The organism is Mycobacterium sp. URHD0025 (assembly GCF_000426065.1).
Classification (GTDB): Bacteria; Actinomycetota; Actinomycetes; order Mycobacteriales; family Mycobacteriaceae; genus Mycobacterium.
The window spans coordinates 1,515-24,373 of the sequence record NZ_AUEQ01000021.1; the positions used below are offsets into that span (position 1 = coordinate 1,515).

General features: G+C 65.5%; 2 protein-coding genes. Both read right to left on the reverse strand.

Annotated features, from left to right (window positions below):
- A partial coding sequence (locus tag H977_RS36280; RefSeq protein ID WP_502691221.1) for an amino acid adenylation domain-containing protein occupies positions 1 to 3,116 on the reverse strand: 3,116 nt, incomplete at its 3' end.
- Positions 3,117 to 3,229: 113 nt separating this feature from the next.
- Positions 3,230 to 22,831 carry a non-ribosomal peptide synthase/polyketide synthase gene (locus H977_RS36285; protein ID WP_051289149.1) on the reverse strand — a complete coding sequence of 6,534 codons (19,602 nt, stop codon included), beginning with the start codon at positions 22,829 to 22,831 and terminating at the stop codon, positions 3,230 to 3,232.
- Positions 22,832 to 22,859: the final 28 nt, after the last annotated feature.

The window sequence follows — 22,859 nt, forward strand, 5'->3', positions numbered from 1 at the left end:
GACGACAACAACCGCCCCGGATCAGCAACCACCGAGTCCAACACTCGCTGCAACCGCCCGACCAACACCTCAATACTGCCCGCATCGAACACATCGGTACGGAACTCCACGGTCCCACCGATCCCCGCCGGCTCACCAGTCTCATTCCACCGTTCAGCCAACGAGAACGTCAGATCCATACGGGCGACCTGAGTCTCGACTGACAGAGGGGTGACCTGTGCCTCGCCCAACGCCGCCTCGCTCGGCGCATCGGTGGAGAAGTTCTGCCAGGCCAGTGCCACCTGAACCAGCGGGTGATGGGCCAGCGATCGAGCCGGCTTGAGCCGGTCCACCACAACCTCGAAAGGAACATCCTGGTGCTCGAGGGTTGCCAGGCTGCGCTGACGCACCTGCTTCAATACTGCGCTGACAGTGGGATCACCGCTCAGATCCACCCGCAACACCAACGTATTGACGAAGAACCCCACCACCTGATCCAACGCGGCATCACCGCGCCCGGCGATCGGAACACCCACCGCCACATCACAACTCGCACTGAGCTTCGACAACAAGATCGTCAACGCAGCCTGTACCGCCATGTACGTCGTTACGTTGTGCTCACGAGCGACATCGCGAATTCGCTGGTGCAGTTCGGCAGGCAACGACACTGCCACACTGGCACCCCGGTGATCCGCCACCGACGGATACGGCCGATCCGTCGGCAACTCCAACCGCTCGGGTAGCCCAGCCAAAGCCTGCTCCCAATACGCCACCTGCCCCGAGATACGGCTGTCGGGATCGGCCAGATCGCCCAGATGCGCCCGCTGCCACAAGGTGTAATCCACGTACTGCACCGGCAGTGGCACCCACTCGGGAGTTCGTCCTGCGGACCGGCTGGCATACGCCGACTGCAAGTCCGCGACCAACGGGGCTACCGACCAGCCGTCGGCAGCGATATGGTGCACGACCGCGGCCAGCACATGCTCATCCTCGTCCATCCGGAAAAGGGTCGCCCGCAACGGGATCTCGTTGTTCAGGTCGAAGGTGCCACGTGCCACCGCTTCGACGGCCTCACGCAGTTCAGCTGCTGACCAGCCGTGGGCATCAACCACCCGACAACCACAATCAGCCTCTGCAGCAGGTACCACTACCTGCTCTGGGCCGCCTTCGCCCAGCCTGAACACCGTGCGCAGAGACTCATGACGTTCCACCACATCGACCAGGGCCGCACCGAGCGCATCGGCATCCAGATGACCGGCGATCCGTAAGGCCACCGCCATGTTGTAAATCGGTGACGGGCCCTCCAGCTGATCCAGGAACCACAGCCGCTGCTGGGCATACGACATCGGAATGACAGCCGGACGCGGCTGCACCACCAACGGCTCACGCCCACCCGAACTCTCATCGGCACGGGCGGCAAGCTCTGCCACAGAAGGCGTCTCGAACACTGCCCGCACCGCAAGATCAGCGCCCAGACTGGCATTGATCGAGTTGATCAACCGCGTCGCCGACAACGAATCCCCACCCAGATCGAAGAACGAGTCATCCACCCCGACGCGTTCCAGACCCAACACCTGGGCGTAGATGCCGGCCAGCATTTCTTCGGTTGGGGTACCCGGCGCGCGGTAGCGATCGACGTCGATGTACGTCGGTACCGGCAGGGCCCGCCTGTCCAGTTTTCCGTTGACCGTCAGCGGCAGGGTTTCCAGCACCACCACGGCGGCGGGCACCATGTAGGCAGGCAGCCGCCGTGAAAGCTCTGCGCGGACCTCGGTCGGGTCCGCGCTGCCAGTGATGTATCCAACCAATCGTTTGTCGCCGGGACGGTCCTCTCGGGCGATCACCGCGGCCTGCTGCACCCCGTCCACCTCAGCCAACGCGGTCTGGATCTCCCCCAACTCAATCCGATACCCACGAATCTTGACCTGCTCATCGGCACGCCCCAGATACCGCAACTGCCCATCGCTGCCCCAGGACGCCAGGTCTCCGGTGCGATACATCCGCGCCCCGCCACCACCAAACGGACACGCCACAAACCGCGAACCGGTCAACCCACCCCGACACCAATACCCATACCCCAACCCCGCACCCACCACATACAACTCGCCCACCACACCCACCGGCACCGGCTGCAGCGTTGGATCCAGAGCAAAAAGGCCGAGATGTCCCAACGGCACCCCGATAGGGCTGACGCTGCCCTCAGCGTCACCGGCCACGATCTCCCGGAACGACGCATGCACCGTCGTCTCGGTAATCCCGTACATATTGATCAACCGCGCCGAATCCGGATGCCGATCCACCCATGCGCGAAGACGTTGCGGCTCAAGAGCTTCCCCACCAAAGACCACGGTCTGCAACGCCAACTGACGGCCCAGCTCAGGCTCCAGTTCATCCACAGCCTGCAGCGCGTAGAACGCCGACGGCGTCTGACTCAACAAAGTGACCTGCTCGGCAACCAACAATGCGAGCAGGTCCTCCGGAGATCGCGTCACCGGCTCCGGCACCACCACCAACCGGCCGCCGTACAGCAACGCACCCCAGATCTCCCACACCGAATAGTCAAAGGCCAACGAATGACACTGCGTCCACGCCTGACCCTCGAGCCCCAATTCCGCATCCAACGTCCCCAACAACCGCACTACATTGGAATGGGTGATCGCCACGCCCTTGGGCTGGCCCGTCGTCCCCGACGTGTAAATCAAATACGCCACATCATCAGCCGTCGGTGACGGCAATGCTTCACTCTGCCCGGTCTGTCGGCGCAGATCGCCGAAATCGATGACTTCCAGATCGCAGCCGGCGAATCGGCCCATCAACTCCGTAGTCGTCACTGCCACAACCGGTTCCGCGTCATCGAGCATGAACCGAATCCGCGCATCAGGATGCATCGCATCGATCGGCAGATACGCCGCCCCCGACTTCAACACCGCCAAAACCGCCACAATCGCCTCAGCCGACCGCGGCAACAACACCGCCACCCGCTCGCCCGGCCCTGCGCCACGTTCAATCAGCGAGTGCGCCAACCGATTCGATCCCTCATCGAGTTCGCGATACGACATCGCACGACCCTCGAACGACACCGCCACCGCATCCGGCGCACGAACCACCTGCGCGGCAAACAACTCCGGAATCGACACCGCTGAAGACTCCGGCCGACTCAAAACCGCCCGATTACCCCACCCAAAAAGCTGTGAATGCTCATCCTCGTCCAAAAAATCCACCGACGACAACCGGCGGCTCAGATCGGCAGTCACGACGACGCCTCCGCCTCGGCCGTCATAGCCATCAGCACCCGCCGCAACCGATCGATCAGTCGCTCGACCGTCGCCTCGTCATAGACATCGGTACGAAACTCCACCGTCCCTCCGATCCCTGCCGGCTCACCGGTCTGACTCCACTGCTCCCCCAATGCAAATGTCAGATCCGTACGCGCGGTGTGGGTCTGCGCGGGCAGCGGCTTCACCCGTGCGTTACCCAGCGTCAGACCGCCTGCGGCATCCGCGCTGTGCTGCCAGGCCAGGTTCTGCCACGACAACATGACCTGTACCAGTGGGTGATGGGTCAGGCTGCGGGTCGGGTTGAGTCGATCCACCACAACTTCGAACGGCACATCCTGGTGTTCGATGGCTTCCAGGCCGCGCTGCCGAACCTGGTCCAGCAGCTCGCCGATGGTCGGGTCTCCGGCGAAGTCGACGCGCAGCACCAAGGTATTGACGAAGAACCCGACCAGGTTGTCCAACGCCGGATCTGTGCGGCCGGCGATCGAGATACCCACCGCCACATCGGTGCTCGCGCCGAGCTTCGACAGCAGCAGCGCCAACCCGGCCTGGACCACCATGAAACTGGTCGCATTCTGCTGACGAGCGAGCCGGGCGATCCGCTGCTGCAGCTCCGCGGGCCACTCGACCACCAGGGCGGCCCCGCGATAGTCCGCCACCGGCGGATACGGCCGGTCTGTCGGCAACTCCAGCCGCTCCGGCAGCCCGGCCAGCGTTTCCTCCCAATACGCCAACTGCCCGGAGATGCGACTGTTGGTGTCGGCGAGATCACCCAGGTACGAACGTTGCCACAGTGTGTAGTCCGCGTACTGGGCCGGCAGAGGTGACCAATCGGGAGCTTGACCCCGGCATCGGCTGGCGTAGGCCGCACCGAGATCTGCCACCAACGGAGTCACCGACCAGCCATCAGCGGCGATGTGGTGCACCACTGCCACCAGCACATGCTCATCCTCGGCGACACGGAACAGTGTGGCCCTCAAGGGCAGTTCGGCCGACAAGTCGAACGGGTGGCCCGCGACTGCACCGGCAGCCGCGACCAACCGGTCCGCGGGCCAGTCGGCCGCATCAACCACCTGCCAGCACACGTTGGCGCTTTCGGCCGGCACCACCAGTTGCCGAGGCGCATCGCCCGCCAGGGTGAACAGCGTGCGCAGGCTCTCGTGACGACCCACCACATCGGCCAGCGCCTGCCCGAGCGCAACGGGATCGAGTTCCCCGCTCAGCTGCAAGCCCACGGCCAGGTTGTACACCGGGGATGGCCCGTTCAATTGATCGAAGAACCACAACCGCTGCTGGGCGTATGACAAGGGGATGGCCTGGGGGCGCGGCATCACCTGCAGCGGCGGGCGTACCGCGTCGCTGTGTTGGTTGTCCAGGCAGCCGGCCAGCCCTCCGACGGTGGGTGTGTCGAACAGGAACCGGACGGGCACGTCCTTACCGAGCGCCGCCTGCAGGCGCGCGCTGACGCGGATGGCGATCAATGAATCCCCGCCCAGGGCAAAGAAATCATCGTCCAGGCCGACCTGATCGAGGCCGAGCACTTCGGCGAACACCTCGGCGACCGTCTTCTCAGTCGGAGTCTGGGGTGACCGGAATGTGGTAGCCGAGAACACCGGCTCGGGCAGGGCTTTGCGGTCGGTCTTGCCCGAGGAGGTCAACGGGAACTCCTCAAGCACCACAATCTGACTCGGCACCATGTATTCGGGCAGTCGAGCGGCCAACCACTGGCGCACCTCGCTGATCTTGCTGTTGGTGTCAGGATCATTGGCGTAGGCGCTGCGCTCATGCGATCCGCCCGTCGACTGGTACAGGTCGGACAGCACCGGAGCGCGCCCCTCACCCGTGGGAGCGACGAAGACGGCGTCGACCGTGCCAGGGTGCGCGCCCCAGGTGACTGCGACGTGGTACCCGGCCGCATCTCCGATCCGATACAGGAGCTCGGGCGTGACCGCGTCAGCTGCCGAGGCGTCGGCATCTACTTCGGCCAACGCCTCGGTCACCGAATGCCCAGCGGTAAGGGCATGTTCGAGCAACACGTCCGCGATCACCCCGGCGCGGGGAATCGCACTGACCCGCACCGCTCGCGGCCGCTGGGTCGTCAGCTCGACGTGCAGCCCGCTCAGCCCCGCACAGTCGGACCATGCCCAAATGGGGACATCGGCCAGCGAGCACGCCTCGGTGGGTGATTTGTGGACGGCGACGTCGTAGCGGTACCGGGTCAGCTCATTGTCGGCCTCGCCACGCTTGACCTGGATGCCCAATCCGCCGACCACGGGACGCTCGGCCGCCCAGGTGGAGAAGAACTCTGGGGACAGCAGCAACTCGGGTTCGCCGAGGACCGCGCGCTGCACACGCTGGCGGAGATCGTCAGTGTCCATACCGGAGCCGCTGCGCGCCAACGCGATACCCGTCTGGAACGCACCCTGCAGGCTGTGGTTACGCACGTCGCCGATGAACAACGTTCCACCCGGGGCCAACAACTCCACGGCGTGGTCCATCACCTCGGTGAGATAAACCGCATTGGGGAAGTACTGGATGACCGAGTTGATGATGATCGTGTCGAAGTACCCTTGCGGCAGCCCGTCGACCACATCGGCCGGCTGCACCCGCAACCGGACCCGGTCTCCCCATGGTTGCCCGGCCACCGCCGATTCCAACGTCCGGATGGTCGGCGCGGAAAAGTCTGTCCCCCAATACTCCACGCACTTCGGAGCGATCTGCGAGAGGACGAGCCCCGAGCCCACGCCCAGCTCGAGCACCCGCTCAGGCCGAAGTGCCAGAATCCGGCCGACGGCACCTGAGCGCCATTCCTGCATCTGATCCAGCGGAATCGGGTCTCCGGTGTAACTGCTGTTCCAGCCCCGGAAATCGCTACCGAACTCAGCCACTTCGAGGTCGGCGTCATACAGCTCGTCGTAGACATGTTGCCATTGATCGACGACTTCCGCGTCATGATCAGCACTGCTGGCGCGCTCCAGGGCGACATATGCGACCAGGTGGTCAGCGGCGTCGTTGTGGTAAACGGCTGCAGCAGCCCGGCTGACTTGCGGGCAGGCCAGCAGGGTGTTCTCGATCTCCCCCAACTCCAGCCGCTGCCCGCGCAGCTTCACCTGAGCATCCGCACGACCCAGGTAGTCCAGGTTTCCCGCCGAGGTCCAGCGCACCAGGTCGCCGGTGCGATACAGGCGGGTGCCGGGGGCACCAAAGGGATTGGCCACAAACCGGTCTGCGGTCAGTTCCGCGCGGCCCACATAGCCGCGCGCCACCACAGGACCGGCCAGATACAGCTCACCCACAACCCCGACCGGGGTCGGGTTCAGCCGCGCATCCAGCACCAGTGCGCAGGTACCCGGGACCGGGGCGCCGATCCGCACCGGCTCCCCGACCGACAATGCACTCCAGGTGGCCCAGATGGTGACCTCGGTCGGGCCGTACGCATTGAACATCCGCCGACCCGGCGCCCATGCGGCCACCAACTCGGCCGGGCATGCCTCACCGCCGGTGACCAATGTTCGCAGCCCGCCCAACCGGGTGCGGTCGAGCGTTGCCACCACAGTGGGGGTGATCAACGCGGCGTCGACCCGGTGGTCCTCGATCACCGCCGTCAGCGCGTCGCCCGCATAGGAATCCGGCGGCGCCACCACCAATGCCGCGCCCGAAGCGGCCGCCCACAACCACTCGAACACCGAGGCATCGAACGTCGGCGCGGCCACCATCAGGATCCGCGCGCCCGCTGCCACCCCGAAAAGCTCGCGATGGGCCGCGGCCACCCCCAACACCCCGGCATGGCTGACCGCCACGCCTTTCGGCGTACCGGTGGAACCCGACGTGAAGATGACATAGGCAGCATCGTCAATACTCAATGGCGCCAACCGGTCTGCATCGTCGATCGGTGCCGCGGAGATGCTCGACAGGTCCAGTGCGTCGATGTCCAAGACCGGGCGAGTGCCGGCTCCCGCCACAGGCTCGGCGCCACGGGCCAGTACACACACCGCCTCGGCGGTGTCCAGCACGGTGCCGATCCGCTCGGCCGGGTGCGCCCGATCCACCGGCACATACACCCCACCGGCCTTCAGCACCGCCCACCACGCGGTGACCAACTCCGCACACCGGCCAAGCGCCACACCGACCGCACGCTCAGGACCCACCCCGACGTCGATCAATACCCGCGCGAGCCGGTTGGAATCCTCATCCAGCTCCCGGTACGTCCATTCGCGCGGCCCATCGACAACCGCCAAACCGTCCGGATCGGCAGCCACCGCCGCCGCCAGCAACTCCGGAGCCAACCCGACCGGCACGACGACATCAGCACCAGACCACTTGTGCGACACCAGGTCCCGTTCATCGGGATCCAGCAGGCCCACCTCGCCCACCACGACCGACGAATCGGCCACCACTGCCTCGGCCACCCGGCCGAACCAACCCACCAACCGCTCGATCGTGGACCGATCGAACAAGTCCGTGGCAAAGGTCAGCACTCCGGCGGCCATCGGCGCACCCGACTCCTCGTCGGGCACCTCCCTGATGTCGACATCCAGATCGAACTTGGCAGTGCGGGTGACCATCGACATCGGCTCGATGCCGGCGCCCTCCAGGGTCACCTCCGGGCGCACGTTGTTCTGGTAGACCAGAGCCACCTGGAACAACGGATGGTGCGACGTGGACCGAGTCGGGTTGAGGCGCTCCACCAACAACTCGAACGGCACATCCTGGTTTGTGTACCCGTCCAGCGCCTTTCGACGCACCTGGTCGACGACGTCGCTGAACCGCTGCTGTGAGTCCAGCCCCACCCGCAACACCCAGGTGTTGACGAAGAACCCGACCAGACCTTCGAGCGCCTGATCATTGCGACCGGCGATCGGGGTACCCAGCGCGATGTCGTCACCGACCCCCGCTCGGTGCATCACCACCGACATCACGGCCTGCAAGACCATCGACACCGTTGCGTTGTGCGCCGCGGCCACCGTCTTGAGCCCCGCCCAAGTCTGCGGATCGATGCGGAGGTCAACCCCGTCGCCGCGGTAGCTGGGCGTCGGCGGGCGCGGCCGATCCGTGGGCAGCGACACCACTTCCGGCAGGCCCGCCAATTCTTGCCGCCAATAGGCCAACTGCTCAGAAATGCGGCTGTCCGGATCGGCGATGTCTCCCAGATGTCGGCGCTGCCACAGCGTGTAGTCGGCGTATTGCACCGGCAACGGCGCCCAGGCCGGGGCCTCGCCACCGCACCGGGCGGCGTAGGCGACACCCACGTCCCGGACCATCGGCGCCATCGACCAGCCATCGAAAGCGATATGGTGCAGGACAATTCCGAGCACATACTGTTCCGGGCCGACCGCATAGATCTGGGCCCGGATGGGGATTTCGGTGGCCAGATCGAACCGGTACCCCGCCAGAGAGATCAACGCGCCGACAACATCGTCTTCGGCTACCGGCACCACCGCCCGGCCTCCGCGACGCCATAGCCCCGGCTGCGTCGGCAGCACCTTCTGTGACGGCACACCATCGACGTCGGGGAACACCGTGCGCAGTGACTCGTGCCGGGCGACCACATCGTCCAGCGCCGCATCGAGGGCTCCGAGGTCCAACGCGCCATTGATCCGGAACGCGATCGGCATGTTGTAGGTCGCCGCCCCGCCCTCGAACCGGTTGAGGAACCACAGCCGCTGCTGGGCATAGGACAACGGGATGACGGCCGGCCGCTGTTGCGGCAGCAGCGGTTCGCGTCCGCTGGAGCCGGTGCCGATGCGGGGCGCGAGTCGGCTGACGGTGGGTGCGTCGAACAAGCTGCGGACGGCCATATCCACGTCCAGGCTGGTGTTGACCGCGGCGATCAGACGCATCGCGGACAGGGAGTCGCCGCCGAGGTCGAAGAACGAGTCGTCGATGCCGACGCGCTCGATTCCGAGAACCTCGGCGTAGATGCCGGCCAGGATCTCTTCGGTGGCAGTGGTCGGGGCGCGGTAGTGGCCGGTGTCGCTGTACTTCGGTTCGGGCAGAGCGCGCTTGTCGAGCTTGCCGTTGACGGTCAACGGCAAGGACTCGAGCACCATCACCGCGGCGGGCACCATGTAGGCCGGCAACCGCCGGGAAAGCTGCGTGCGGACCTCGGACTGGTCCGCGGTTCCGGTGATGTAGCCGACCAGGCGCTTGTCACCCGGGCGATCCTCACGTGCGATCACCACCGCTTGCCGTACCCCGTCGAGATCGGCCAGTACCGTTTGGATTTCGCCGAGCTCGATGCGGTAGCCGCGGATCTTGACCTGCTCGTCGGCACGCCCGGCATACCGCAACTGGCCGTCGGGTCCCCACGAAACCAGGTCCCCGGTGCGATACATCCGCACGCCCGCCCCGCCGAACGGGCACGCGACGAAACGAGATGCAGTCAGCCCGGCCCGCCGCACATAACCGACGCCGACACCACGGCCGGCCACATACAGCTCCCCCATCACGCCGGGAGGCACCGGACGTAACCGCCGATCGAGCACGAACAACGCCGCACCCGGCACCGGCACACCGATCGGGACGGCCGACGGACCGGCCGCTCCAGCCTTCTTCAAGGGCGCGCTGATGGTCGCGTAGACCGTCGTCTCCGTCGGACCGTAACCATTGATCAACACCCGACCCGGGCCCCAGCGGTCCACCACTTCGACCGGGCACGGCTCAGCGGCCACCATCAACGTCGATACCGAACCCAGGACCGCCGGATCCAAAACCCCTACTGCGGACGGAGTCTGACTCAACACGGTCACCCGTTCGGCGACCACCAAGTCCTGCAGCTCCTGCGGTGAGCGAGTGACCTGTTCCGGCACCACGACCAGGCGCCCGCCGAACAGCAGCGCGCCCCAGATCTCCCACACGGAATAGTCGAACGCCAACGACGAACACTGCGCCCACACCTGTTTCGGACCCAACTCCACACCCACATCGAGATGATCGAACAACCGCGTCACGTTCTGATGCGTAACGGCAACACCTTTCGGCACACCGGTTGTCCCCGACGTGTAGATGATGTGAGCCACATCGTCGGGCGCCGGCACCGGCAGCCCGGCGGTGGGCTGCCCATCGATACGAGGATCGTCGACTTCGATCACCGGGACGCCGCAGCCGTCCAGCCGCTCGACCGATCCACCCATGGTGACCGCCGCGACCGGTCGGGCATCAGCCAGCATGAACTCGATACGGGTATCGGGCACTGCCGGGTCGATCGGCAGATACGCCGCTCCTGACTTGAGCACTGCCAAGATCGCGACGATGGCCTGCGCCGAGCGCTCAAGCAACAGCGCCACACACTCGCCCGGACCGGCGCCGCGGCTCACCAGCAAGTGGGCCAGCCGATTCGACGCCTCATCCAGTTCGCGGTAGGTCATCGAGCGACTGTCGAAACTGACCGCCGTCGCCCCCGGAGCCCGCTGCACCTGCGCCGCGAACAACGCCGGAACCGAGGACGCCACCACCGGTCGGCCCAGCACCGCCCGGTGGCCGAGCTCATCCAGTCGCGCACAGTCGGCGGCATCGAGCAGATCGACTGCTGACAACGGTTGAGACGTGTCGGCCGTCATCGCGACCAATGTCCGCTGCAACCGCTCCACCAATGTGTGGATGCCGGCAGCGTCGAATACATCGGTACGGAACTCGACCACCCCGCCGATGCCCGCCGGCGCGCCGGCGTCGTTGAAACGTTCGGCCAACGAGAACACCAGGTCCATCCGAGCGGTCCGGGTTTCCGCATCCAACGGCGTCGCCCGGACATCGCCCAGCTCCAAACTCGACGCCTGATCCGCGGCGAAGTTCTGCCACGAAACCATCACCTGCACAAGGGGATGGTGGGTCAGGCTGCGAGCCGGGTTGAGCCGTTCCACCAGCACCTCGAACGGCACATCCTGATGCTCGAACGCCGCCAGACCGCGCTGGCGTACCTGGTCCAACAAGCCGGCAACAGTGGGGTCGCCGGCCACATCCAGCCGCAGAACCAGCGTATTGACGAAGAACCCCACCAGTTCGTCGAGGCCCGGATCGCTGCGGCCGGCGGTCGCGATACCCACGGCCACATCGGAACTGGCGCTCAACTGAGCCAGCAGGGCCGCCAATGCGGCCTGGAACACCATGAAACTCGTCGCATTGTGCTCACGTGCCACCCGAGCGATCTGCTGCTGCAACTCGGCAGACCAATCAACCACCACACTCGAGCCCTGGTAGTCAGTCACCGGCGGATACGGCCGATCCGTCGGCAACTCCAACCGCTCCGGCAACCCGGCCAGCGCCTCCTCCCAATAGGCCAGCTGGCCAGAGATCACGCTATCGGGGTCAGATACCGACCCCAGCCAGTCCTGCTGCCACAACGTGTAATCGGCGTACTGCACCGGCAACGGCGACCAGTCGGGGGCAGCGCCCGCGCACCGGCTCGCGTAGGCCGAACCCAGATCCGCGACAAACGGTGTGATGGACCAACCATCGGCGGCGATATGGTGCACCACCGCCACCAGCACATGCTCGTTCTCGTCAACGCGGAACAGCGTGGCACGTAACGGGATTTCACCGGAGAGGTCAAATGGTCGCCGCGCGGCCGCTCCGGCGGCCTGCTCCAATCGATCCGGCGACCATCCGGTGGCGTCGACAATCTGCCAACCCAGTTCTACCTGCTCCGCCGGCACCAGCAGCTGTTGCGGAACACCCTCGACCGCCCGGAACATGGTGCGCAGGCTCTCGTGCCGGCCCACCACGTCGGCCAGCGACTGCCCCAGCGCATCGGCATCCAGACTTCCGTTCAACCGCAACGCGACTGCCATGTTGTAGATCGCCGACGGCCCTTGCAACTGCTCCAAGAACCACAACCGTTGTTGCGCGTAGGACAGCGGGATGACGGCTGGACGCTGTTGCGCGGTCAACCGCGGACGTCCGCCCGTACCCGCCTTGATGTGCGGTGTGAGTTGAGCAATCGTGGGCGAGTCGAACAGGGTCCGGACGCCCACATCGGCATCCAAGTTGTTGTTGACCGCGGCGATCAGTCGCATCGCGGACAGGGAGTCACCGCCGAGGTCGAAGAACGAGTCGTCGATCCCGACGCGCTCCAGACCGAGCACCTGCGCGTAGATGCCCGCCAGGATTTCTTCGGTGGGACTATTCGGCGCCCGGTAATGGTCGGTGTCGGTGTATTCGGGTGCCGGCAGGGCACGTTTGTCGAGCTTGCCGTTGACGGTCAACGGCAGCGCGTCGATGACCAGCACCGCGGCGGGCACCATGTAGGCGGGCAGCCGCTCGGCCAGCGCAGAACGTACTTCAGCCGGGTCCACGGTGCCGGTGATGTAGCCGACGAGGCGTTTGTCGCCGGGATGGTCCTCCCGGGCGATCACCACAGCCTGTTGGACGCCACCGAGATCGGCCAGCGCCGTTTGGACTTCGCCGAGTTCGATGCGGTAGCCATGGATCTTGACCTGCTCGTCAGCGCGGCCGGCATACCGCAACTGGCCATCGGGACCCCATGACACCAGGTCTCCGGTGCGATACATGCGTATTCCAGGTGCCCCCGCGCTCCCGAACGGACAGGCGACGAACCGAGATGCGCTCAGACCCGCGCGCCGGACATAACCGACGCCGACGCCGCGGCCGGCCACATACAGCTCGCCCACCACGCCCGGAGGCACCGGACGCAGCCAGCGATCCAGTACGAACAGCGCCGCGCCCGGTACCGGCACACCGATCGGCACCCCATCCGACCCAGCCTGTAACGGGGCACTGATGGTGGCGTACACCGTCGTCTCGGTCGGGCCGTAGCCGTTGATCATCACCCGGCCCGGCGCCCAGTGGTCAACCACCTCGGCGGGACATGGCTCAGCGGCCACCATCAACGCCGCCGACTCCAACCCCCGCGGGTCCAACATGCCTACCGCAGAGGGTGTTTGGCTCAGCACGGTGACGCGCTCGCTGACCAGGAGGGCATGCAGGTCCTGCGGTGAGCGGGTGACCTGTTCGGGCACGACGACGAGGCGCCCACCGTGCAGCAGCGCACCCCAGATCTCCCACACCGAGTAGTCGAATGCCAGCGACGAACATTGGGCCCACACCTGATCCGGCCCCATCTCGATACCGACGTCCATCCCGTCGAACAGCCTGGTCACGTTCTGATGAGTGACCGCAACGCCCTTCGGCACACCCGTCGTGCCCGACGTGTAGATGATGTGGGCGACATCGTCAGCGGCGGGACCTCCCGCCGGCGGTGTACCGGGCTGAGAGTCGATCCGGGGATCTTCGGTGTCGATCACCGGCACACCACAGCGGTGAAGCCGCTCGGCCAGCTCGGTCGTGGCGAGCACCGCCACAGGCCCGGCGTCACCGAGCATGAACTCGACACGGGCGTCGGGTACCGCCGGATCAATCGGGAGGTACGCCGCCCCCGACTTCAACACACCCAAGATCGCGACAACCGCACCAACCGAACGCCCCGTCAACAAACCCACACACGCGCCCGGCCCCGCACCCTCGGCAACCAGCAAGTGCGCCAACCGATTCGACGCCTCATCCAATTCCCGATACGACAACGAACGACCATCAAACGAAACCGCAACCGCCTCTGGAGCCCGATTCACCTGCGCCGCAAACAGCTCAGGAATCGAGGACTCCACCACCGACCGCGCCAACACCGCCCGATGACCTACCTCATCCAACCGCGCACGATCAGCCCCATCCAACACATCCACAGCCGACAAACGCTGCGCCGTGTCGGCCGTCAGCACGACCAGCACGCGCTGCAGCCGTTCGATCAGCGATTCGACACTTGCCGCGTCGAAGACGTCCGTACGGAATTCCACCATCCCGTCGATCCCGCCAGGCGTACCGGTGTTGTCGAACCGCTCAGCGAGAGAGAACACCAGATCCATACGTGCAGAACGTATTTCCGCATCCAGCGGGGTGACCTGAACTTCTCCCAACGCCAGTCCGGCGGCGGGGTCACTGTGCTGCCACGGCAGGTTCTGCCAGGTCAACATGACCTGCACCAACGGATGGTGGGTGAGGCTTCGGGTCGGGTTGAGCCGATCTACCAGAACCTCGAACGGCACATCCTGATGTTCGAAGGCCCCCAGGCTGCGCCGGCGCACCTGAGTGAGCACGTCGGACACGGTCGGGTCTCCGGACAGGTCCACCCGCAGCACCAAGGTGTTGACGAAGAATCCCACCAGGTCGTCGAGTGCCGGGTCACCGCGGCCGGCAGATGCGATGCCCACGGCGACATCGGTACTGGCGCTCAACTGGGCCAGCAGGACCGCCAGTGCGGCTTGAACCACCATGAAACTCGTCGCATTGTGCTCACGTGCCACCCGAGCGATCTGCTGCTGCAATTCTGCGGGCCACTCGACCGCCACACTCGAGCCCTGGTAATCGGCCACCGGTGGATAAGGTCGATCCGTGGGCAGCTCCAACTGCTCGGGCAGCCCAGCGAGTTCGTCCTTCCAGTACTCCAACTGGGCCGAGATCACACTGTCGGGATCCGTGACCGACCCCATCCAATCCTGCTGCCACAACGTGTAATCGGCGTACTGAACCGGCAACGGTGCCCACTCCGGGACTTGTCCGGTGCAACGACTGGCGTAGGCGGTGCCCAGATCCGTCACCAACGGGGCGATCGACCATCCGTCGGCGGCGATGTGATGCACCACGGCCGCCAACACGTGCTCGTTGTCGTCAACCCGGAAAAGGGTTGCCTTGATGGGAATCTCGCGCGCCAAGTCGAAGCTGTGACGCACGGTCTCACCGATGGCCTCATCCAGCCGGCCCGCCGGCCATCCGCCGGCATCGACTATCTGCCAACCCAAGTCCGCCATCTCGACATCGACGACCAACTGGTGCGGCACCCCGTCGACCGAGCCGAAGATGGTGCGCAGACTCTCCTGCCGGCCCACCACGTCAGCCAGCGCGGAACCGAGCGCGTCAGCGTCCAAGTGTCCCCGGAGCCGCAGGGCGACGGCCATGTTGTAGATCGGCGACGGACCGTGCAGCTGCTCGAGGAACCACAACCGCTGCTGGGCATAGGACAACGGCACTGCGTCAGGACGGTGTTGGGCGGCCAGCGGTGGCCGGGCAACGCCGTCCTGATGGCGTTCCAGATAATCGGCCAGCCCGCCGACCGCCGGCGCATCGAACAGGTACCGCACCGGCACGTCTCTGCCGAGTGCTGCCTGCAGCCTCGAACTCACCCGAATGGCGATCAACGAGTCTCCGCCCAGAGCGAAGAAGTCGTCATCGAGCCCAGCTCGGCCGAGACCCAACACCTCGGTGAACACCTCGGCAACGATCTTTTGGGTGTCGGTTTGCGGGGCTCGGAAAGACGTAGCGGCAAATGTCGGTTCTGGCAGGGCTTTACGGTCGATCTTGCCCGACGAGGTCAAGGGAAGCTCCTCGAGCACCATGATGTGTGTCGGCACCATGTACTCGGGCAGCCGCTCGGCCAGCCACTGGCGCACCTCGCTGACCTTCGCGTTGGTGTGCGGGTCGTTGGCGTACCCGCCGCGTTGACGCGAATCGATCGAGGGCAGATACAGATCGGTGAGCGGCGCCATCGCGTCACCGTCGGACGCCTTGATGAAGACCGCATCCAGCGTGCCGGGCTGCGCACCCCATGTCACGGCAACGTGGTATCCGGTGGCCTCGCCGAGCCGATACAACAGCTCAGGAGTGACGACATCATCGGCTGTCGCAGCGGAGTCCGCCCGATCCAGCGCCTCGGCGAGGGTGAGCCCCGACGCCAGGGCTTGTTCGATCGCCACATCGGCGATCACCCCGGCACGTGGAATCCCACTGACCCGCACCGCGGACGGGCGCTGGACCATCAGCTCGGCATCCACGCCGCTCAGGCCGGCACAGTCGGTCCACGCCCAATTCGGTGCGCCGGCCATGGAGCACACCTGCGTGGGGGACTTGTGGACGATGACGTCATAGCGGTATCGGGTCAGCTCATTGTCGGCTTCGCCGCGTTTCACGTGGATGCCCAGCCCGCCCACTGACGGATGGTCTGCCGCCCAACTCGTGAAAAACTCCGGCGACAACAGTAATTCGTGCTCACCCAGCATCGCGTGCTGTACCCGCTGGCGGATGTCGTCGGTGTCGGTGCCCGGGCCGCTGCGGGCCAGCGCGATTCCGGTCTGGAAGGCGCCCTGCAAACTGTGGTTGCGCACGTCGCCGACGAACAATGTGCCGCCGGGAGCCAGCAGCTCCATTGCCTTGTCGATGACCTCGGACAGGTAACCCGCGCTCGGGAAGTACTGGATCACCGAGTTGATCACCACCACATCGAACTGATCCTGTGGCAGTCCCTCGGTGACATGCGCCGGCCGGGTCAGCAGATGGACCCGCTCTCCCCATGGCTGTCCGGACACAGCCGCCTGCAGGGTACGGATGGTCGGCGCGGAAAAGTCTGTGCCCCAATACTCCACGCATTCCGGGGCGATCTGTGCCAAAAGCAGGCCCGACCCCACGCCGAGTTCCAACACCCGTCGCGGCTTCAGCGCCAGGATGCGGTCGACTGCCGCCGACCGCCACTCCGCCATCTCATGCAACGGAATCGGCTCGTCGGTATAGCTGCTGTTCCAACCACGGAAGTCATTGCCGAACTCCGCCACCGGCACGTCGGCGTCGTACAGTTCGTCGTAGATGTCCTGCCACTGGTCGACGACTTCCGCGTCGTGGTGGATTGTGCTGGTCTGTTCCAAGGCGATGTAGCCGACAAGATGGTCGACACCGGCCCCGCTCCGGTGCACGGTCGCTGCGGCGCGATTGACATGTGGGCAGGCGAGCAGCGTGTTCTCGATCTCGCCCAACTCAAGGCGCTGCCCGCGCAACTTCACCTGCGCATCAGCACGACCAAGGTATTCCAGGCTGCCTTCCGAATTCCAGCGCACCAGATCACCCGTGCGATACAACCGAGTGCCCGGAGCACCGAACGGGTTGGCCACAAACCGATCCGCCGTCAGATCCGGCCGTCCCACATAGCCCCGCGCCAGCACCGGACCGGCCACATACAATTCGCCCACCACACCGACCGGAACCGGATTCAACCGCATATCCAGCACCAACGCACATGTGCCTGGCACCGGCGCACCGATACGTACCGGCTCCCCGGCCGACAGCGCACTCCAGGTCGCCCAGATGGTCACCTCGGTCGGCCCATAGGCATTGAACATCCGCCGGCCAGGCGCCCAGGCCGCCACCAACTCTGCCGGGCACGCCTCACCACCGGTGACCAACGTCTCCAGCCCATCAGTGCCGGCCGCGTCCAACGTCGCCAACACGGTAGGAGTGATCAGCGCCGCGTCGACGCGCCGGCTGGCCAAAACCTCGGCCAATGCTTCGCCCGCATAGGAATCCGGCGGCGCCACCACCAACGTCGCCCCCGAAGCCACCGCCCACAACCACTCGAACACCGAGGCATCGAATGTCGGTGCCGCCACCATCAAAACCCTTGCACCGGAACCCAACCCGAACACATCACGATGCGCCGCGGCCACACCGAGCACACCGGCATGGCTGATCGCCACCCCCTTCGGCGTACCAGTCGAACCCGATGTGAAGATCGCATACGCCGCATCATCAACATCCAACGCGGACAATCGATCCGAGTCAGTGACCGGACCGGCACTGTACCCCGACAAATCGACCACATCGAGAGGGATCACCAGACGTCCGCCGGTCCCCTCGACCCCCGCGATACCACACGTGAGTACGCATACCGCGTCGATCGTCTCCAGCACCGTGGCGATCCGCTCGGCCGGGTGGTCCGGGTCGACCGGTACGTAGACTCCACCGGCCTTGAGCACCGCCCACCACGAGATCACCAACTCCGCAGACCGGCCTATCGCCACACCGACGGCACGCTCGGGACCGACACCGGCCTCGATCAACGCCCGCGCCAACTGATTCGAGGCCGTATCCAGCTCGCGATAGGACAGCTCCCGTGGCCCGTCCACGATCGCGACTGAATCCGGATGAGCGGCGACCGCCGTCGTCAACAACTCCGGGGCCAAACCCACGGGCGCGCTGATCTCCGATCCAGACCACGTGTTCAGCACCAGATCTCGCTCATCGTGGTCCAGCAGTGGCAACTCACCCACCACCACCGCCGGATCAGCGACCACGGCCTCGACCACACGGCCGAACCAACCCACCAAACGCTCAATGCTCGACCGGTCGTACAGATCGGTGGCGTAGGCGACCGATCCGGCGGCCATGGGCGCGCCTTGGCCTCCGGCCGGCATAGCCTTCAGATCGAAGAGCGCACTCGCTTCCCCGCTGGACACCTCCCGCAGATCGAACTCCAGGTCGAATCGCGCGGTGCGGATATCGGCGCTCACGGGTTCGACGTCGAGCTCGTCCAGGTCGATCTCGGGGCGCACATTGTTCTGAAAGGCCAACGCCACCTGGAACAACGGATGATGCGATGTGGATCGCGTCGGGTTGAGCCGCTCGACGAGCAGTTCGAACGGCACATCCTGGTTGGCGTACGCATCGAGCGCTTTCTGGCGCACCCGCTCCAGCACCTCACTGAACCGCAATGCGGGATCGACCCCCACCCGCAGCACCCAGGTGTTGACGAAGAAGCCGACCAACTCATCGAGTGCCTGGTCCATGCGTCCGGCGATCGGGGTCCCGAGGGCGATATCCTCACCGACTCCGGCCCGGTGCAGCGCCACTGCCATCACGGCCTGCAGCACCATCGACGTCGTCGCATTGTGCGCCGCGGCAACCGCCTTGATGCCCGCCCACGATTCAGGATCGATGTGCATGTCAACCGCGTCGCCACGATATGTCGGCACCGGCGGCCGCGGCCGATCCGAGGGCAGCGACGCCACCTCGGGCAGGTCCGCCAACTCCCGCCGCCAATACGCCAACTGGCGCGCGATCACGCTCTCGGGGTCTACTTCTGACCCCAGCCAATCCTGTTGCCACAGAGTGAAATCCGCGTACTGAACCGGCAGCGGCAGCCATTGCGGGGCCTGGCCCTGCACCCGGGCGCGATACGCCTCGCCCACGTCGCGCGCCATGGGTGCCATAGACCAGCCGTCGAAGGCGATGTGGTGCAGCACGATTCCGAGGACGTACTGATCTGGCCCCACGGCATAGATGTGTGCCCGGAACGGGATCTCGGACGACAGATCGAACCGGTACTCGGCCAACGAAACAAGCTCGTCGAACACTTCGGATTCCGACAGGGGCACCACCGCCGGCCCGCCACGACGCCACAGGCCCGGCTGCGCGGGGACTACCTGCTGCAGCGGCACGCCGTCGACGTCGGGAAACACCGTGCGCAGCGATTCGTGCCGGGCGATGACGTCATCCAGAGCCGATCCCAGAGCCTCGACATCGAGCGCCCCGCCGATCCGGAAAGTCATCGGCATGTTGTAAGTGGCTGCGCCATCCTCGAACCGGTTGAGGAACCACATGCGGTTCTGCGCGTACGACAGCGGCACCACCTCGGGGCGATCACCCGCGGTCAGTGGTGCACGTCGGTCAGATTCCTCACCGATATGGGGGGCCAATTGCGCGACGGTCGGTGCATCGAACAGCGTGCGCACCGCCAGACCGGCATCCAAGGCCACGTTGACCGCCGAGACCACCCGCATCGCCATGATGCTGTCGCCGCCGAGGTCGAAGAAGGAGTCGTCGACACCGACCCGTTCCAGGCCGAGGACCTGGGCGTAGATCCCGGCCAAGATCTCCTCGGTGGCAGTGCTCGGCGCCCGATACCGATCACCGGTGTACTCGGGTGCGGGCAAGGCCCGTTTGTCGAGCTTGCCGTTGACCGTCAACGGCAACGCATCGAGAGCCACCACCGCGGCGGGCACCATATAGTCCGGCAACCGCTCAGCCAACACAGCACGCACATCGGCCGGATCAGCCGTACCGGTGAGGTAACCGACCAGACGCTTGTCACCCGGGCGGTCCTCCCGAACAATCACCACCGCCTGCTGGACACCGTCCACGTCAGCCAAAGCCGTTTGCACTTCACCCAATTCGATCCGATAGCCACGGATCTTGACCTGCTCGTCAGCACGTCCGGCATACCGCAACTGTCCATCAGGCCCCCACGAGACCAGATCCCCTGTCCGATACATACGGGTTGCGGCTACGCCCGGTTCGCCGAACGGACATGGCACAAACCGCGAAGCCGTCAAACCGGCCCGCCGCACATACCCCAATCCGACACCACGGCCGGCCACGTACAACTCGCCCACCACACCCGGCGGCACCGGACGCAGCCACCGATCCAGCACAAACAACCCGGCACCCGGCACCGGCACACCGATCGGGACAACACCCGAACCGGCTTGTAGCGGAGCGCTGATCGTGGCATACACCGTCGTCTCCGTCGGACCGTAGCCGTTGATCATCACCCGACCCGGCGCCCAACGATCCACGACTTCCGGCGGACACGCCTCCGCGGCCACCATCAACGCCGCCGACTCCAACCCCCGCGGGTCCAACATCCCCACCGCCGAGGGAGTTTGGCTCAGCACAGTGACGTGCTCGCCGACCAACAAGTCGTGCAGATCCTCCGGTGAACGCGTCACCGCCTCAGGCACCACCACCAGCCGCCCACCGTGCAGCAGCGCACCCCAGATCTCCCACACCGAGTAGTCGAATGCCAGCGACGAACATTGGGCCCACACCTGATCCGGCCCCATCTCGATGCCGACATCCAACCCGTCGAACAGCCTGGTCGCGTTCTGATGAGTGACCGCAACGCCTTTGGGCACACCCGTCGTCCCCGACGTATAGATGATGTGGGCCACGTCGTCGGGCGCCGGGAAAGGCAGCGCCGAATTCGGCTGAACATCGATGCGCGCGTCAGCCACATCAATGACCACCGCGTCGCACCCAGACACCCGACCCACCAACTCCGCGGTCGTGATCACCACCACCGGAGCAGCGTCAGCCACCATGAACTCAACCCGCGCATCCGGCACCACCGGATCAATCGGCAGATACGCCGCCCCCGACTTCAACACACCCAAGATCGCGACAACCGCATCGGCCGAACGCCCCGTCAACAAACCCACACACGCGCCCGGCCCAGCACCCTCGGCAACCAGCAAGTGCGCCAACCGATTCGACGCCTCATCCAGCTCGCGATACGACAACGAACGACCATCAAACGAAACCGCAACCGAATCTGGAGCCCGATTCACCTGCGCCGCAAACAGCTCAGGAATCGAGCACTCCACCACCGACCGCGCCAAAACCGCCCGATGACCTACCTCATCCAACCGCGCACGATCAGCCCCATCCAACACATCCACAGCCGACAAACGCTGCGTCCTGTCGGCCGTCAGCACGGCCAACACGCGCTCCAACCGCGCCGCGAGGTCGGCGACGTCGAAATCGGAGAACGGCTGACCGGTCCCCATGGTGCTGAGAAGCAACTGATCACGCGCGCTGGAGAAGATCAGCCCGAAGCCACCGACAACACCGGCGTTGGTCAGCGAAGCCGATGCGGGCACGCCACCGAAGTCCAACGTGAACGTGGACGGGAGGAAGTTCACGCTGACCCGATTGGCCATCTGGCCCGCAGCGTGCGGATTGACCTTGCGCTCCAGCGCATGCACCGGGAATCGCTGGTGCTGCACGGCTTCTTGTATGCGAGCTTCGACATGGTCGATGAAATCGGAGATCGAGGTTGACGGCGAGGCCGTCAACACCAGCGGCACGACCCCCGCCACCATCCCCGGAAGCGTCCGTGCCTCAGGGCGCACACGGCGGCTCACGGGGAAGTCGAGCACCACATCCGAGCCATCGGGGCTCCACCCACGCACCAGGAGCGCGCATGCCGCTGTGATGATCGACGAGCGAGGAACGTTCTTCGAGTCGGCGAACGCATCGATCCTGCGGAGCAGTTCTGGATCCAGTTGGACTGGGGCCGAAGGCCAATGAGCTTCATCTCGGTCCTGGGCCTCGGCGGCCTCAAAGCGCGGGCCGCCGTCCGGTGGGAGATGCTCACTCCAGTACACCTCGTCGTCGAGGTAATCGCCGGACGCCTCGTACTCCGACTCGCAGTCGATCAGATCGGACAGGGAACCGAAGATCGCGGGCGGTATCGGCGCTCCGGTGACGAGTGCCGAGTACACCGAGGCGAGCCGGGAGCCAACGAGAGCGATACCCGTTCCGTCCAGAACGATGTGGTGACAGCACGCGATCAGGAAATGCTCGTCGGTACGGGTTTTGAAGAGTGCGCACTTGAACAGCGGCCCTGCCATCGGCATGGGTGTGCGCTGGATCGCCGCCGCCATGTCCCGGGCTTCCCGCTCCGGATCGGCTGCGCCCGTCAGGTCATGGAACGCAACCTCGACATTCGGATACTCGACCGCCGTCTGGAGAACCTCTCCATCAGCTTCGAAGAACCTCGCCCGCATGGGTTCGGCCTCGCGGACCACACGGCAGACCGCCCACTCAAGGGCATCGCGGTCCACCTCACCTGAAATTCGGACGAACAGGCCGAGTTGCCAGTCCGCACCAGAGGAAGCGACGTCTTGCGCAAGCCATATGTCGAGCTGTGCGCGCGTTACCGGCAGCGCCTGTTCAACATGCTGCATCGGAATCTCCCACCACGCTAAGAAATGC

Coding starts and splice junctions, on each gene's coding strand:
- H977_RS36285 (WP_051289149.1), bottom strand. CDS start 22,831: ATGCAGCATGTTGAACAGGCGCTGCCGGTAACGCGCGCACAGCTCGAC.